Raw genomic sequence first — 16,021 nt, 5'->3', positions numbered from 1 at the left:
CGGAGTAATCCCAAGAGTGCATTTGACGGAAAGGTAGACCCATCTTTTGGAAGACGTACTTCTCTTTCACACCAGAAGCTACCAAATCAGGCTTCAGCGCTTTGATAAATTCCTCGAATTCGTAAGCGGTAACGTCGTCATAAACGATGGTGCCGTTTTCGATGTAGTGAGTAGTACGTTTGTAGTCGTCATTATGAGCGAACTCATAACCTGTACCAATCATCTTCATGCCCAAGTCTAAGAAAGCTGGGACAACGTGGCGAGGACGTAGACCACCAACCATGATGGCAACGGTCTTACCATCCAAACGGGGGCGATACTTAGCAATTACCGCATCCATTGTGGGCTGATATTTGGCGATAACTTTCTCAGCGTTTGCTTGGATTGTTTCGTCAAACTTAGAAGCGATTTCCCGTAAAGATTCAGCAATCTTGGTGGGGCCGAAGAAATTATACTCAAGCCAGGGTATACCGTAAGCTTCTTCCATGTGACGGCTGATGTAGTTCATCGACCGGTAACAGTGGATGAGGTTCATCTTCACATTGGGGGTCATCAACATTTCGTTGATGGTGCCATCACCTGACCACTGAGCGACTACGCGCAAGCCGATTTCTTCTAACAGGATGCGGCTAGCCCAAGCATCTCCACCGATGTTGTAGTCACCAATGATGGCTACATCATAAGGAGTACCTTCAAATTGAAGTGTACCGTCTTTTTTCGCTTGGTCTGCTCTGGTGAATACCCAGTCACGAACCATGTCGTTCGCAATGTGGTGTCCCAAAGATTGGGAAACACCCCGGAAGCCTTCGCAACGCACGGGTACAACTGGCTTGCCAATTTCTTTCGATGTCTTCCGAGCAACTGCTTCGATGTCATCCCCAATTAGACCGATGGGGCATTCTGATTGAATGGAAACACCACGGTTGAGTGGGAAAAGTACATCAAGTTCTTGGATGAGCTTGGTAAGTTTCTTGTCACCACCAAAAACGATATCTCGTTCTTGGAAGTCGGAGGTGAAGTGCATGGTACCAAAGGTGTCAATACCTGTGGTGCCGATGTAGTAGTTACGACGACCAGACCAAGACCAGTAACCGCAACCTACAGGTCCGTGGCTGATGTGGATCATGTCCTTAATAGGACCCCAAACCACACCTTTAGAACCGGCGTAAGCACAACCACGAGCGGTCATTACCCCAGGAAGGGATTTGATGTTAGACTTAACGCCGCAATCGGACTTACCTTCTTCGTATACGCCTAAGTGCTTTTCCCGTTTTTTCTTAGCTTTATCGGGGTAAGCGTTTAGAACTTCTTTAATTAGTTCTTTTCTTTCTTCGATGATGTTTTGATTTTCTGGAGGTGTCATATTTAGCCTCTGTGACTTGTAAGGATCGGGGCATAGGGGGACTAGGAGTCCCCTCTAAGGTTAGGGGGGAGATGCAAGTGAGAGGGGAAAAGGTAAGATATGGAACTCTTCCTTTTTCCTTGTGCTAAAGCGTTATTTATTAGCAGCGATTTATACTACAGGAGCTTCAGCAGCACTCTTACCAACCAACATTGCGGTATTTTCGTCGCTTTCGAGGATACCGAATTCAATCAACAATTCTTCTAGTTCTTCCATTTCGATGGGTGTAGGAATAGCTAGATTCTTGTTGTCGATAATTTTTTGAGCCAATGTCCGATATTCGTTAGCTTGGTTGCTTTCTGGTGCGTACTCGTTAACAGTCATCCGGCGCAATTCTGCGTGTTGAACGATGTTGTCACGGGGTACGAAGTGAATCATTTGGGTGTTCAACCGTTTTGCCAAGGTTTCGATTAGTTCGATTTCTCGGTCTGTGTTACGGCTATTACAAATCAAACCACCCAAACGCACGCCACCTGTGTGTGCATACTTGAGAACACCACGAGCAATGTTGTTAGCAGCATACATCGCCATCATTTCGCCTGATGTCACGATGTAGATTTCTTGTGCCTTGCCTTCACGGATAGGCATTGCGAAACCACCGCACACAACGTCACCTAATACGTCGTAAGATACGAAGTCTAGGTCTTGGTAAGCACCATTTTCTTCTAAGAAGTTGATGGCGGTGATGATACCACGACCGGCGCAACCTACACCGGGTTCTGGACCACCAGATTCTACGCAACGAACGTCACGGAAACCGGTTAGCATTACTTCTTCGAGTTCGATATCTTCTACTGCACCACGTTCTGCGGCGAGGTGAAGAACGGTTGTTTGAGCTTTGCTGTGCAGCATCAAACGGGTGGAGTCAGCTTTAGGGTCGCAACCGACGATGAGGATGCGTTGACCCATTTCTGCCATAGCTGCCAAGGTGTTTTGGGAGGTGGTAGATTTACCGATACCGCCCTTACCGTAGAAAGCTATCTGTCTAATGTTTTCGTCTGTCATGACTCGTATTTCCCTGCAATTGGTTGGTTAGTGGGTCTTTGCTTTTGTCAGTTGCGTTCACGCCAGTTGAGCGACAGTAGTGAGCGCGTGTAGAGCATCGTTGGTAGCGTTGGCATAAATGCCTGCTGGGGGCGATCGCTCCACAGCCATAATGATTGAGAGTAGGTACATATATTTCGTGGTTAAATTGTTTTCTTTTGGTTTTTTGTCCTTTGTCCTTTGTCCTTTGTCATTTTTTTGACAAAGAACAAAGAAAATTACGCGATTTACAAATACGTCATAATGTGTTTCAGCTTGCAAGATTCAATAGGACTTGATGTTGCTATTTGTCAACAATCAATGCATAAGTCCTATTACTTGTTCAAAATAGCGCCCTTCATGTTTGTGACGCGATCTAGTGCAGCTTTGGTGTCTTCTGCTGACACTCCACGCACAGCCATTGCTTCACCGAGATGCTTGGCGATCGCATCGAAGTGTGGTTGCTGTAGGTTCATTCCAGCGTGGGTTTTGTCCAATGGACGACCGCCGTATTGCTTTGGCCCTTCAAATATTTGAGCTAAGAAAGCAACTAGATGATTGCGTTGCTTGGCCATGTCTGTACCAGCAAAAACGGGAGCGAGGAGGCTGTCAGTAGCGATGCGTTTGTGGAGTTCATCTACTACTTGTTCAATAGCTGGTTGTCCACCAATGTTGTCGTACAATGTGCTCATATCCTGTTCCTTTGAAGCGAGTTGGATGATGAAATTTGCAAGTAGGCGCTTAATCTTTTTGCCTATATGCTGTTAGCCGTCATAGCTAATTTAGCTATCGGTTGCTGGTAGGATTGAAGCATTGATGTGGAGACAATTATATGGTTCAAATCCTACTTTCTGTTCCTGGCTGAATGCATATTAGAGCGTATTTGTAGAATACGTTAAGTCCTACAGCAATTCCTAAACTGCTTCGACTACAAGGCTCTTGCTGACACGATCTTGTAATCTGGCTTCGATCGCAATTTTTAGAGTTGCTGTACTACTAGAACAGGAACCGCAAGCACCTTGCAGTACAACTTTAACGCGATCGCCTTCTACATCATAGAGTTCTACATCTCCCCCGTCTGCAATGAGTACGGGTCTGACTTCTTCATCAAGAACCTTTTGAATTAGAGCAATCTTTTGGACGTTGGTTAGCGCTCGTTCCTTAGATGTAACAATTTCTGTGGCAACTTGTACGCCGTAATTGTTGAGAGCAGGTGAGGCGTATTCCTGTTGAACTGATCTTATTATATCATCGATGTTCGCCAGACAGGAACCGCATCCGCCACCAGCTTTCACATAATTTGTTACTTGCTCGGCATCCGTGAGATGATTTTCTAGAATCACGCGGCGAATCTTAGACTCGCTGATGCCAAAGCAACTGCAAACTAATGCACCTTCATCATCATCATCGTGGGTAGCTAGAGGTATGCCACGATAATTATAGATAGCGGCTTCTAGCGCTTCTTGTCCCATCACAGAGCAATGCATCTTTGCTTCTGGCAAACCACCAAGGTAATCTGCAATGTCTTTATTGGACACTTTCAAGGCTTCATCTAAAGTTAAACCTTTGACCATTTCGGTTAATGCACTAGAAGATGCGATCGCACTAGTACAACCAAAGGTTTGAAAGCGAGCATCTAGAATCTTATCAGATTCCACTTCCACTTTCAGGTGCAATCTCAGAGCATCACCGCAAGCAATGCTGCCAATTTCACCCGTTGCAACCTTAACTCCAGCTTCGCCCGTTTCTTCAATTTCTCCCTGATTCTTGGGATCGTAAAACAGTTCTAATACTTTATCGGTGTAGTCCCACATAACTTTTGTCCTTTGTCCTTTGTCATTTGTCCTATGTCATTTGTCCTTTGTCATTTGTCCTTTGTCCTTTGTCACTTGTCCTTTGTCACTTGTCACTTTTCTAAAACTAATGACTAATGACCCATGACTAATGACCAATGACCAATGACTAATGACTAATGACTAATGACTGTCCTTGCAACCAACCTGCTTCATCATTTTTGAAGGGTGAGAGGGCGCGTAAACGTTCTACAATACTGGGCATTACCTCTATCACTCGATCGATTTCGGCTTCTGTGGTGTAGCGACAAAGACTGAAGCGGATAGAACCGTGCAAAGTTGTATAGGGTAAGCCCATTGCCCGCAGGACGTGGGAGGGTTCGAGAGAACCGGAGGTACAAGCAGAACCGGATGATGCACAGATACCGTATTTGTTCAATAACAGTAGAATTGCTTCACCTTCGATGTACTTGAAGCCGATATTGGTTGTGTTTGGCAATCTCTGCGTAACGTCACCGTTAACGACACAATCGGGAATTGTAGCAAGTAAAGTTTGTTCCAAGCGATCGCGCAGCTTTCTTTCTCTTGCGATCGCTTCTTCTAAGTGTAACAGTTCTAGTTCCGCAGCTTTGCCCAAGGCGATAATTGCTGGAACATTCTCTGTTCCCGCCCTACGTCCGCGTTCTTGGTGTCCCCCAAGAATGAAGGGACGGAACCGAACTCCGCGCCGGATATATAAAGCACCAATTCCTTTAGGCCCGTGCAACTTGTGACCAGACAGGGTTAACATATCCACAGTGCTAGTCTTCATATTCAACGGGATTTTTCCCACTGCTTGCACCGCATCTACATGGAAGATAGCGCCATATTCTTTTACACGCAACCCAATTTGCTCAATCGGGAAAATCGTTCCGGTTTCGTTATTAGCATACATAATTGTCACCAAGGCGGTGTTACCCGTCAAGGAAGCTTCTAGTTCATCTAGATCCAGCTGCCCTTGATGATTTACTGATAGATAGGTAACAGTGTAACCTTGGGTTTCTAATTGTTTGCAGACATTGAGTACTGCTGGATGTTCTACTTGAGTAGTGACAATATGTCGCTTTTCTGGTTGCGCTAACAATGCGGCTCGAATCGCCGCGTTATCTCCCTCAGTACCGCAACTTGTGTAGACAATTTCAGATTCATCGGCTCCCAGGATGGCTGCAAGTTGTTCTCTTGCTGTTCTCACTGCTTTACCGACTTGCCCACCAAAGGTATGCATACTGGAGGGATTGCCGTAATAATCCGTCAGGTAAGGTAGCATTACCTCTATAACTTCTGGGTCTACCCTAGTGGTGGCATTATTATCGAGATAGATGCAGTTATTTTGCATTGTTGTCTTCTAATTACGAATTACGAATTACGAATTACGAATTATTTGGGGTTGGCGCTTTTGCAACTGTTCGGAGTATTTCTGGGAATAACAGTTAAACCAACGTTCCCAGTAATCTTGTTTATTTGTTAATTTAGCAACTACGCGGTTGTAATTGGTAAACCAGCCTTCCCAATAATCGCTAGGCTGCTTAACGCAACCGTCGCATGTGGGACAACCAGCTTTACACTGAGGCACGGTATGAATGCTACCAATACAGTTTGTACAAAGTTCAGGGTCAATCCAGTGCTGTCCGTCAACCACTTTAACTGCATTTGTGGGACATACCGTTAGACAGAGATTGCAGGAAATACACTGGCTAGTAAGAATTTTGTAAGCCATGATTTATTCTCCTTTTTGGGAATGAATGGGGGCATTGGGCATTGGGCATTGAGGATTGGGTTTAGGGGAGGGCATTGAGGATAATTCTTATCCCATGCCCTATGCCCTATGCCCCATGCCCTATTCGTTATTCCCTAATTCCTTAACGTATTGCTCGTAGAACTCCAAAGCAACCTTTTCAATTACGTCGTAAGCTTCAATAGTCTTGATTCCAGCTTCTTGCAATTTTTCTTGAGGACAGTTACCAATCTTGGAAACTAAAACTGCTTTGCAATCTGCGATCGCTTTCATAATATGCTCAAAAGAAGCTTCTTCGCCGTACCCACCTTGGCAGTATTGGTCAATTTTGCGATGACCGACAAAGCGAACTTCGTTTCCACCCACTTCGTAAATTTGGAATTCTTTCGCATGACCAAAGTGTTGGTTAACTAATCCGCCGCCTTTGGTTGCTACTGCAACTAAAACTTTCGGGCTATTGGCAACTTTCTTACCAGCTAGCGCCTTATCTTTGGCTACTTTAAGTTCTTCTTTGAACTTCTCAATTCCTTCGTGAACAGTAGCGCGTTGTTCCATGTCATATTCGGGAGCCATTTCCAAGAATTTCTCTTTGGAAAACTCCTGACTGCGGTCTTCTCCCAATAATCCGACTGCATCGGCACGACACTGGCGACAGTGACGCATCATTTTCATGTTACCTGAGCAATTGTCTTGAACTTCTTTGAGTTCTTTGGGTGTAGGGCCGCGTTGACCGGTTAAACCGAAGTGTGTGCCATGTTCTGGTGCAGAAATCAATGGCATGATGTTGTGCAAGAATGCACCTTTCTCACGAATGACTCGATTCACTTCGACTAAGTGATGGTCATTAATTCCGGGAATCATTACGGAGTTGACTTTGCACAAGATATCAGCATCTTTCAAAGCTTGCAATCCTTCCATCTGTCTTTCGTGGAGGATTTTTGCACCTTCAAGACCTCTATAACGCTTGCGTTTGTAGTGAACCCAAGGATAAATCAATGCACCGATCTCTGGATCTACCATGTTAATGGTGATCGTAACGTGATCTATATTTAATTGTTTAATGCGATCGATGTAGTCAGGCAGCATTAAACCATTGGTTGATAAGCACAGCTTAATGTCTGGTGCTTGCTCTGCAATCAACTCAAATGTGCGGAAGGTTTTTTCTGGGTTCGCCAATGGGTCGCCAGGGCCGGCAATTCCCACAACTGTCATTTGAGGAATCTTACCACCAATGACCAAAGCTTTGTGTGATGCTTCTTCTGGTGTTAGCAATTCGCTAACTACTCCAGGACGGCTTTCGTTAGCGCAATCATATTTGCGGTTGCAATAGTTGCATTGAATGTTGCAAGCTGGTGCAACTGCAACGTGCATCCGCGCATAGTGGTGATGAGCGTCTTCGCTGTAGCAGGGATGTTTAGCAATGCGTTCTTGGAGCTTTTCGTCCCTTTCCACGGTGGCGCTGCTGGGGCTGTCGCAGCCGCAACCACCTGATTTTGCTTGGGTTGGCGATTCCGTAGCGTCGGAGTTGAGGAGTCGTGTAGACGGTGATGTCATTGAGTTTCGCAAAAGGTCGGTGGACTTGGCTGCCACTGTGGGAGATGCTGTTGCTACTCTTTCATGCCCAGAATTGAAGTCGCGTCTTCCACACTGCCTGCAAACCCTTGGGTGAGGGCGACTTGTTTTCAAGTAAAGCAGGCGATAGATATCTGATGTTCGGCTGGTGTGTGTCAACGTTCGGTTCTTGGGTAGAATTTGTGCTTACAGCCGCGACTTCTCTTCACTTCAGGCATGGTGCTATGTCATCCCTCCACTCACTCTTCGCTTTGTTTTGTTTCAGAGCGTTAGGTGATTGGCGATATAAGATTTATAGCAGCCGTCTCCCAGCCAGATGTTGCGTCTCTCTAGGATAGAATTTATTGGATTTATTACTTTTGTACTCAAATACTAAAAACTCTAATTCTTCAAGGATTACAAGAATTAAAAAAGTTTTTTTTAGGTAGGGGTTCTAGTATTTTTTGGTTGGGGTTCTAGTGTTTATAGATGGGGGTTCAGGATTTCTTTGTACTCAGCTAAAACCCAATCCCAGCAATAACTTTAACTAACTTGAAACTAGGTTTGGGTTATTTAAATGTGTACTCAGATTTCCCTCCACTTTCGTCAAAAGCAATAAATGACAAGGGTTTGAGGGTGAAAAACTGGAGTAGTCTATATCGTTCTACTCCAGAAACGTGCGAAATTCAATTCTGTATCTAACATATCATTTTTTTGAGGGTAAAAATGCAATTCATATTTTTTTAATTTTTACTTTGACAATCATATTCAATTGTGGTTCTAAGTCTTGTCTGGTAAGCCATATAAGCTGTTGCAAATAGGTGTGTTGCTGCACATAATTTTCAAAAAACTTAACTTTTAACTCCTTTTTTTCATTCCCACAATGAGGAGATGGGCAGGAAACTCTCAGGTTTTGTGTTTGAGAGAAACAACAAACTATAATCTAACATGATTGAGCGATCGCAATGATTTTTCTGAATTGCTCATTACAAACCTTAGCAAAAACCTCACCCCCTAACCCCCTTCCCGACGCTCTAATACGACGGGCTGCGCCTACGCACCTTAAGCAACTGCATAGCCTGTGTAGGGTCTTAACTCCGGTAGGACGAAAGCCAAGGACGATGTGTTCTTTAGGAATTCCAGCCCGTTCTAAATCGGCGGCAATGCCTTCTTCAGTGCCATCCCGTTGAATCCAGATTTTGCCATCAATCAGGTCAATATGAACCAGACAGCCATGAATGCGGCGATCGCCATTCCAACCTAGATCCATCCATAAATAGCGATCGCGGTTTCGATCGAACACCACTTCTGATTGAATATCCGCATAGGAATAACTCAGTGAAGCATATTCACTGAGGATAGTTTCAATCACCTGGCGATAGTGGTCTAATTGGGTATAATCCATTGTTTGATGACCTCCTGTTTTGGATCGAATGTAATCAGTTTTAAACGATGATTTCTTAATAAAAGCTTGCCAATGGGTTCTTCAAACAAATCATCAAAAACTCTGTTAGGCACTGCAAGATATAACATTCGCTCTGGCTCCAACTCAATTAAGATATCCTGATATAAAATATACTGGCCTAACGCTTTTTCTAAATCATCAACATCCGATCTGCCGCTAAAACTTTTAATCTCAACTGCAATTTTGTATTCTGCCTTTTGCGCCGCTAACAGTTGTCTAGCAAGCGATCGCTCTCTCAAACTAAAAGAGTCCTCAAACCCAATGGAATTTATATCACCACACTACCCAGCCCCGAAGTCTTTTTAGAGAGCGTCTTAACAGCGTTTCTTCCCGGTCAAAAAGCCAAATTTATTTTGCAAAAACCCAACACTCAAGATTTGATTTATTTGAAAGACTTGATTGAAGCGGGTAAAATTCGTGTGGTAATCGATCGCACATATCCCTTACAAGAACTAGGAGCGGCTCATGCTTATAGCGAAACGGGCCGTGCAGTGGGAAAAATTACCTTAGTGCAGCCCGTCGTAGACATCGCAGTTATTACCAACAACATTTAAGTTATCTCGGTTGCCTTTGTATACTCCTGGAGTCGTAAGAAAAGACTAGGAAATTCCGCCATTAGGGTCTTTGTAGACCTTAATCAGTTATCACGGCGTGTAGGAAAGCTTATAGATAGCGCCGCTATAGTCATCCGAAATTAACAAATTACCTTGTTGGTCTACTACCATATCCACGGGTCGCCCCCAGGTTTCTTGCGTTGCTGGAACTACCCAACCGGTGACTAAATCTATCTCTTGTCCTGGGGTTTTTGTTGTACTGTTCCAGGGAAAGTAAATTATTTTGTAGCCCGTTTTCTTCTGCCGATTCCATGAACCATGCAGCCCTGCCACTACCCCATTTGAGTATAGGCTGGGAAAGTTGGTATTTTGTAAGAATGTTAGTCCCAAGGGAGCGGAATGGGCTTGGATACCTTTGCTAATCCTGTCCAGTGTATTGCAATTAACACTTCCATTAGCATTGAACTGATAGTCGCGGTCAAATGGCATATTGTCAAGGCCATTTGGGGTATAAGGATTGGGATTGCAGAATGGCCAACCGTAGTTACCGCCATCTCGAACTTTCGTGAACTCCTCTGGTGGGTGGTTGTCTACGTAGGAGGGGATAATCTTACCGTAATTGCCACTGCTATCGTTGAAAGGATAGGCGATGTTATCTCGATTATTAACGACTACCCAAAGATCGTTTGTGCCAGGTAAGAATGCTAACCCTTCAGCGTTACGTAAACCTTGAGCAAAAAGTCGCTGATTGGTTCCATTAGCGTTGTACTGGTAAATTGCACCACGCTTTGGATTACTCACAGTATCTTCCTTACAGGCATTGCATGTAGAGGCGATCGACACGTACAGTTTGTGGTTGGCATCAAGTGCGATATTTTTCAGTTCGTGACCATAAGCACCTTTGAGTTCCCGCGTGCTGCCGTCTGGTAAACCAGTTACAACGATTTGACGATTTTTCGCTACTTTATCTCCAGAGTTGTAAATGAAGCGGTTAATTTGATGAGTCTCAGAGATATAAATGTATGTGGTGTTGTCAATCTTATGAAACACAATGTCGTGTGGTTTGCGTAGACCCGTTACGAAGTCAGAAATAATCGGGTCTTTGCTGCCATTTGGCCGGACAATTAACACTTTACCAGAACTGGGCTGTGATACTAGAAGATCCCCATTGGGAGCAACTGCCAGAAAGCGAGCTTTGTTAATGCGAGCATAAACAGAAATAGAGAATTTGGGCGGCACTTTCAAGTAACGGGTAGTATTAAAGGGCCAAGAGGTCATTGTACTAGGCACTTTCAGCTTGGTTTCAACAGATGCAGGGGGCGGTTGACCGATCGCTGCGGTGTTAAGAACCTCTAAGGACATCAAACTAATTAGCGATGCAGATAGTATGCGTCCAAGTATCTGTGTTGGTTTTAAAGTAAATGCAACCATTTTGAACTTCCCTCTAGCTTAATAGCGATCTGTGTTACATATAATTCTCGGCTAGCCGATTTTACCGAGAGTCTGAACAAAACTAACTCAGAGGTGTTATTTTTTGGAAATATTTAAAATATCTTTATCTACTGCTATATTTTCTAACTTATCAAAAAATGGGTGAACCGATAAAAAAGGCAGAGGATCGCTCTTGTCAACTAAAATCTTCCTCAAGCTACTTAGCCTTGAAATTATTATGCAGAGCGTCTTAACAGCCTTCCTTCTCGGTCAAAAAGCTAAGTTTGTGTTTGACAAACCCAACGCTGAGGACTTGGTTTTTCTCAAATAGTGGTAATTGATTGCACGTATCCCTTGGTATAACTAACCGTGGCTCATGGTTGTAACAAGATAGTTTACGAATCTGGTTTTTACCCCACCCTAACCCTCCCCTTGGAAAGGGGAGGGAACTAGATTCCTGTTTCCCCCCTTTGCAAGGGGGGATTAAGGGGGGTAATTTGACTTGTGTGTACACCGTAGCCTAAAAGGAGAGAGGTTCTTCAGATACCTGTGATATTTCTGCAATAACCCTGAAATCTGGAAACATTACTCCAGCTAGTGGATATACTCGTAATCAAAATCTCAACAGAAGCGAGTATTATGCTGGACTGGTTAGCTATTTGGGGTGTAACTCAGGCCGCCGGGTTGATTTTTAAACCCATTCTGGAAGACTTAGCCAAGGATGCTGCTAAAGATTGGGCTAAAGATTTATTAAAAGGCATCCCTGGCAAGATTTTCCAGAAACTTAAGAAGGAAGACATAGAAATTGCTGCTGGGAAAGCGTTAAAGGAATTTTTGCAACTCATGCAGCAGCAGCTAAAAGTTCGTTGCAAACTTGGTGAAAATGAGATTAAAGAGTACACCAAAGACATTCAGAAATTTATCAGCGATAAGTCAGTTACAGAAATTATTGGTAAAGCTTTTGATATTAATTGTGAATCTCTAGACGCTAAAACCCTAGAAGATAGTTGGAACAGGCTGCAATTAAAACCTCTGCCATCTAAGTTTAACTGGCAATCAATTACAGAACAGTATTTAACACAAGTCCAAGAACTTATTTTAGATTCAAAAGATTTACACCATATCCTAGAATTACAAAAGTTATCTGATATTGAAATCAATACCAAAGAAATTGCTGGTGTTATTGTAGATTTTAATTTAGTTAAATATCAAGAAGGAATTCGCGAACGCTATGGCAATCTCAAATTAGATAGCTTAGATACTAGCGGCTATGCCTATAACGAACTTAAATTATGGCGGATTTTTACTGCTCAAAATGTCCGAGAAACTCATCAAGTTTTAGCGCAAGTTCACGAACTGCCTAAAGAACATCTTAGACGGCTGCGAGAAAGCGAGCAAGTAGAAGCTGTTGAATTAGAAGAATTAGAACGCCACAAACGGGTTTATTTTGAACAGCCGATCCGTTCAGTTTTAGATGTTGTCAATAAAAAGCAAGATTATAAATATCTTGTGATTTTGGGCGATCCTGGTTCGGGTAAGTCTACATTGTTGCAATTTTTGGCTTTGAATTGGGCTGAGTCACCACTGGATAATGTTATATCTTTACCAATTCCCTTGCTCATTGAATTACGCACTTATATGCGGCGACGGGAAGATAAAGAGTGCAATAATTTTCTAGAATTTTTTCATCAATGTAGTGGTGCTGTTCATCATCTCAATCAGCTTGAACTAGATAAACAATTAAAAGCTGGTAATGCCTTAGTGATGTTTGATGGTTTGGATGAGGTATTTGATCCTGGTAAGCGAGAGGATGTAATTACTGATATTCATCGCTTTACTAATGACTATCCTGATGTGCAGGTAATTGTCACTTCTCGGATTATTGGCTATAAACCGCAACAATTGCTTAATGCTGAGTTTCGCCACTTTATATTACAAGATTTAGACTCAGAACAAATTCAGGATTTTATTTATCGTTGGCATGAGTTAACTTTTACCGATGCAGTAGATAAAGTGAGAAAACGGGAACGGCTACAAAGAGGAATTGCAGCTTCCAAATCTATTGCAGAATTGGCGGGAAATCCTCTGCTGTTGACGATGATGGCAATTCTTAATCGTAATCAAGAGCTACCAAAAGATAGAGCGGAGCTTTATAATCAAGCATCGCGGGTACTGCTACATCAATGGGATGTGGAGCGCGTTTTGATTGAAGATAAGAGGTTAGACCCCAAGACGATTGATTATAAAGATAAGCAAGCGATGCTGCGTCAGGTTGCTTATCTTATGCAAACTGGTGAGAAAGGGTTGGCTGGTAATTTGATTAATGAGAATGATTTAGTCAAAGTTCTGACTGATTATCTCAAAACCATAGAATTTGATAAACCCAGAGAAGCGGCGCGGGTGATGATTAATCAACTGCGGATTCGCAACTTTATGTTATGTTTCCTGGGTGCGGATTATTATGCTTTTGTACATCGGACGTTTTTAGAATATTTCTGTGCTTGGGAGTTTGTCTGGCAGTTTAAAGAAACGCAAACGCTGACTATTGAAGAACTTAAGAATGAAGTTTTTGGCAAACACTGGCAAGATGAAAGTTGGCATGAAGTCTTGCTGCTAATTGCGGGAATGATTGAGCCAAGATTTGTTGGTGAGATTCTTGATTATTTAATGGCGCAAGATGGCGAAGAGGAAAAGTTTGTCAATCTCTTTTTAGCAGCTAAGTGTCTTGTAGAGGTGAGAAATCGCTCGGCGATCGCATCAACAGCTACTAAATTACTTGACAAGCTCAAAGACTTAACTAAATACGATCTCTGGTACTATTACGACTCCCTGCAATATAGAAGAAAAGAATTTTACCTACTTTACAAAATTTACACTCAAGCAGTCACAACAATTGTCACGACCTGGCAAGAATCTCTAGACACCAAAACTTGGCTCAAAGAACTCGCTACCCAGGATGACCACGAAGGTGTGCGACTTGCAGCAGTCGAAGAATTAGCGAAGAACTTCAAAGATGACTCCGACACCAAAACCTGGCTCAAAGAACGCGCTACTCAGGATGATAACTGGAAAGTGCAACGTGCAGCAGTTGGGGCATTAGCAAAGAACTTTAAAGATGACCCCGACACCAAAACCTGGCTCGAAGAACGCGCTACCCAGGATGATAACTGGCAAGTGCGATGTCCAGCAGTCCGAGAATTAGCCGAGAACTTCAAAGATGACCCTGACACCAAAACCTGGCTCAAAGAACGCGCTACCCAGGATGATAACTGGCAAGTGCAACGTGCAGCAGTTGGGGCATTAGCCGATAACTTCAAAGATCACCCCGACACCAAAACCTTCTTCAAAGAACGCGCTACCCAGGATGACCACGGAGGTGTGCGAGTTACAGCAGTTGGGGCATTAGCCGATAACTTTAAAGATCACCCCGACACCAAAACCTGGCTCAAAGAACGCGCTACCCAGGATGACGACAAAGGTGTGCGAGGTGTAGCAGTCTGGGAATTAGCCCAGAACTTCAAAGATGACCCCGACACCAAAACCTTCTTCAAAGAACGCGCCACCCAGGATGATGACAACTATGTGCGAGGTTTAGCAGTTGGGGCATTAGCCCAGAACTTCAAAGATGACCCCGACACCAAAACCTGGCTCAAAGAACGCGCTACCCAGGATGATAACTATGTACGAGGTTTAGCAGTCCGAGAATTAGCCGAGAACTTCAGAGATGACCCCGACACCAAATCCATCCTCAAAGAACGCGCTACTCAGGATGTTCATGAGTATGTGCGAGGTGCAGCAGTCCGAGAATTAGTCGAGAACTTCAAAGATCACCCCGACACCAAAACCTGGCTCAAAGAACGCGCTACTCAGGATGCTCATGAGTATGTGCGAGGTGCAGCAGTCCGAGAATTAGTCGAGAACTTCAAAGATCACCCCGACACCAAAACCTGGCTCAAAGAACGCGCTACTCAGGATGCTCATGAGTATGTGCGAGGTGCAGCAGTCCGAGAATTAGCTCAACACTTTAAATATCAGCCTGAGTTGTTTAATATCTACCACAACTGCGCTGTTGATAATTCCTTTGAGCGCAAGAAAGAGGATGAAACTAATCCTCGGCGCATTGCATTAGAGATAATTATCAAGCAATATCCTCAGCATGACCAGACTTTACCACTGTTGCGCGATCGCGCAGAGAATGACCCAGATAAACAAGTGCGGGAATTTGCTCAGAAGAAGTTGGCACAATTAGAGAAGTAAAAGAGTTGCAAAAATATGAGTAACACAGAAGTTCGTCAGCAAATCAACCAATATTTAGATGTATTATCTTCAGAACGCTTACAACTGGTTGCTGATTTTTTAGCATATCTAGCAGATAAGGAGAGTGAAGATGCTACCCAAGAGTTACTTGATATCCCTGGATTTATTGAATCATTTGAAGAAGGTAAAAAAGATATTGCTGAAGGTCGGGTAAAAAGCTGGAGAACAATTCGTAATTATGTTTCAGAAAGATGAAATATACAATCGTGATTCAATGGTCAGAAGAAGACCAATGTTATGTGGTTTTGCTACCTGAGTTTACGCATATAATGCAGCCTTGCACTCACGGAGAGACTTACGAAGACGCTTTGAAAAATGCTCAAGAAGTTTTAGAGATGCTGATTGAATCATCTTTGACTGACGGTGAAACTCTACCAGAGCCTAAAACGCTAGGAAAGTCGTTAAAAGTAGCATTGTAAATCAGTAAAATTAAATAAAAAGAGATAATCTCATGACTACATCTGTAAATACCACCAAAGTCTACGACGAAATTATAGAGTTTATTGCTGCTGGCACCACTCCCCAAAGTGTTATCGATTTCAAACTCTCGGATGCAGCCAACGACCGTTTAGAGGATCTCGTTTACCGAGCAAAAACTGAAGGTCTTACAGGAAGCGATAAGCGAGAGTTAGATCATTTTCTCACGCTAGAGCATATTATGCTACTAGCAAAAGCAAAAGCTCGTCAGTACATCAGCGCGGAGTAAGTATT

Annotated in this window: 14 protein-coding genes and 1 pseudogene; 5 read left to right on the top strand and 10 right to left on the bottom strand. The window is 43.4% G+C overall.

All coding sequences use genetic code 11. The annotated features are described in order from the left end of the window. The 9 genes from nifD to RMX89_RS24830 form a co-directional block, all read right to left on the bottom strand. The coding region (gene nifD / locus RMX89_RS24870) for a nitrogenase molybdenum-iron protein alpha chain (RefSeq protein WP_322690820.1) at window positions 1-1,363 on the bottom strand (1,363 nt) is incomplete at its 3' end. 150 nt (window positions 1,364-1,513) lie between these two features. Continuing rightward, window positions 1,514-2,407, bottom strand: a complete 894-nt coding sequence (gene nifH / locus RMX89_RS24865; RefSeq protein WP_322674540.1) for a nitrogenase iron protein — start codon at window positions 2,405-2,407, stop codon at window positions 1,514-1,516. A gap of 353 nt (window positions 2,408-2,760) precedes the next feature. Continuing rightward, the gene (locus RMX89_RS24860) at window positions 2,761-3,117 is read right to left on the bottom strand and encodes a group 1 truncated hemoglobin (protein WP_322674539.1); all 357 of its coding nucleotides are present in this window, start codon (window positions 3,115-3,117) and stop codon (window positions 2,761-2,763) included. Between the two features lie 222 nt (window positions 3,118-3,339). Then, the gene (gene nifU / locus RMX89_RS24855; RefSeq protein ID WP_069073113.1) at window positions 3,340-4,239 is read right to left on the bottom strand and encodes a Fe-S cluster assembly protein NifU; all 900 of its coding nucleotides are present in this window, start codon (window positions 4,237-4,239) and stop codon (window positions 3,340-3,342) included. 148 nt (window positions 4,240-4,387) lie between these two features. Beyond that, window positions 4,388-5,593 (bottom strand): cysteine desulfurase NifS, encoded by a 1,206-nt coding sequence (nifS, locus tag RMX89_RS24850; protein ID WP_322674537.1) that lies wholly within the window; start codon window positions 5,591-5,593, stop codon window positions 4,388-4,390. A gap of 27 nt (window positions 5,594-5,620) precedes the next feature. After that, entirely contained in the window at window positions 5,621-5,974 is a 354-nt protein-coding gene (locus RMX89_RS24845) for a 4Fe-4S binding protein (RefSeq protein ID WP_322674536.1), read from the bottom strand. A 120-nt stretch (window positions 5,975-6,094) separates the two neighbouring features. Beyond that, on the bottom strand, window positions 6,095-7,546 hold the full coding sequence (nifB, locus tag RMX89_RS24840) for a nitrogenase cofactor biosynthesis protein NifB (protein ID WP_322690821.1): 1,452 nt from the start codon (window positions 7,544-7,546) through the stop codon (window positions 6,095-6,097). A gap of 940 nt (window positions 7,547-8,486) precedes the next feature. Continuing rightward, on the bottom strand, window positions 8,487-8,948 hold the full coding sequence (locus RMX89_RS24835; protein WP_322690819.1) for a XisI protein: 462 nt from the start codon (window positions 8,946-8,948) through the stop codon (window positions 8,487-8,489). Further along, window positions 8,930-9,247 carry an element excision factor XisH family protein gene (locus tag RMX89_RS24830; protein ID WP_322690818.1) on the bottom strand — a complete coding sequence of 106 codons (318 nt, stop codon included), beginning with the start codon at window positions 9,245-9,247 and terminating at the stop codon, window positions 8,930-8,932. The genes RMX89_RS24835 and RMX89_RS24830 overlap by 19 nt, the downstream gene beginning before the upstream one ends. Between RMX89_RS24830 and RMX89_RS24825 the strand changes: the two are divergent. After that, window positions 9,230-9,562 (top strand): annotated as a pseudogene (locus RMX89_RS24825) (zinc-binding dehydrogenase); the annotation flags it as partial. The gene RMX89_RS24830 and the pseudogene RMX89_RS24825 overlap by 18 nt on opposite strands. A gap of 90 nt (window positions 9,563-9,652) precedes the next feature. Here the strand turns inward: RMX89_RS24825 and RMX89_RS24820 are convergent. Continuing rightward, complete coding sequence (locus RMX89_RS24820; protein WP_322690817.1) at window positions 9,653-10,993, bottom strand: PQQ-dependent sugar dehydrogenase; 1,341 nt, start codon at window positions 10,991-10,993, stop codon at window positions 9,653-9,655. Between the two features lie 639 nt (window positions 10,994-11,632). Here RMX89_RS24820 and RMX89_RS24815 point away from each other — a divergent pair. The 4 genes from RMX89_RS24815 to RMX89_RS24800 are packed head-to-tail and all read left to right on the top strand — an operon-like array spanning window position 11,633 to window position 16,016. Next, the gene (locus RMX89_RS24815) at window positions 11,633-15,250 is read left to right on the top strand and encodes a HEAT repeat domain-containing protein (RefSeq protein ID WP_322690816.1); all 3,618 of its coding nucleotides are present in this window, start codon (window positions 11,633-11,635) and stop codon (window positions 15,248-15,250) included. A 15-nt stretch (window positions 15,251-15,265) separates the two neighbouring features. Then, window positions 15,266-15,505 carry a hypothetical protein gene (locus RMX89_RS24810; protein ID WP_322690815.1) on the top strand — a complete coding sequence of 80 codons (240 nt, stop codon included), beginning with the start codon at window positions 15,266-15,268 and terminating at the stop codon, window positions 15,503-15,505. Further along, a complete protein-coding gene (locus RMX89_RS24805) occupies window positions 15,502-15,729 on the top strand; it encodes a type II toxin-antitoxin system HicB family antitoxin (RefSeq protein WP_322673835.1) in 228 nt (75 codons plus the stop codon). Before RMX89_RS24810 ends, RMX89_RS24805 begins: the two co-directional genes overlap by 4 nt. 32 nt (window positions 15,730-15,761) lie before the next feature. Further along, complete coding sequence (locus RMX89_RS24800) at window positions 15,762-16,016, top strand: hypothetical protein (protein WP_322690814.1); 255 nt, start codon at window positions 15,762-15,764, stop codon at window positions 16,014-16,016. Window positions 16,017-16,021 lie beyond the last annotated feature (5 nt).

Origin of the sequence: Nostoc sp. DedSLP04 (assembly GCF_034530775.1) — a bacterium.
Lineage (GTDB): Bacteria > Cyanobacteriota > Cyanobacteriia > Cyanobacteriales > Nostocaceae > Nostoc.
This window is presented reverse-complemented; position numbering and strand designations above follow the sequence as displayed.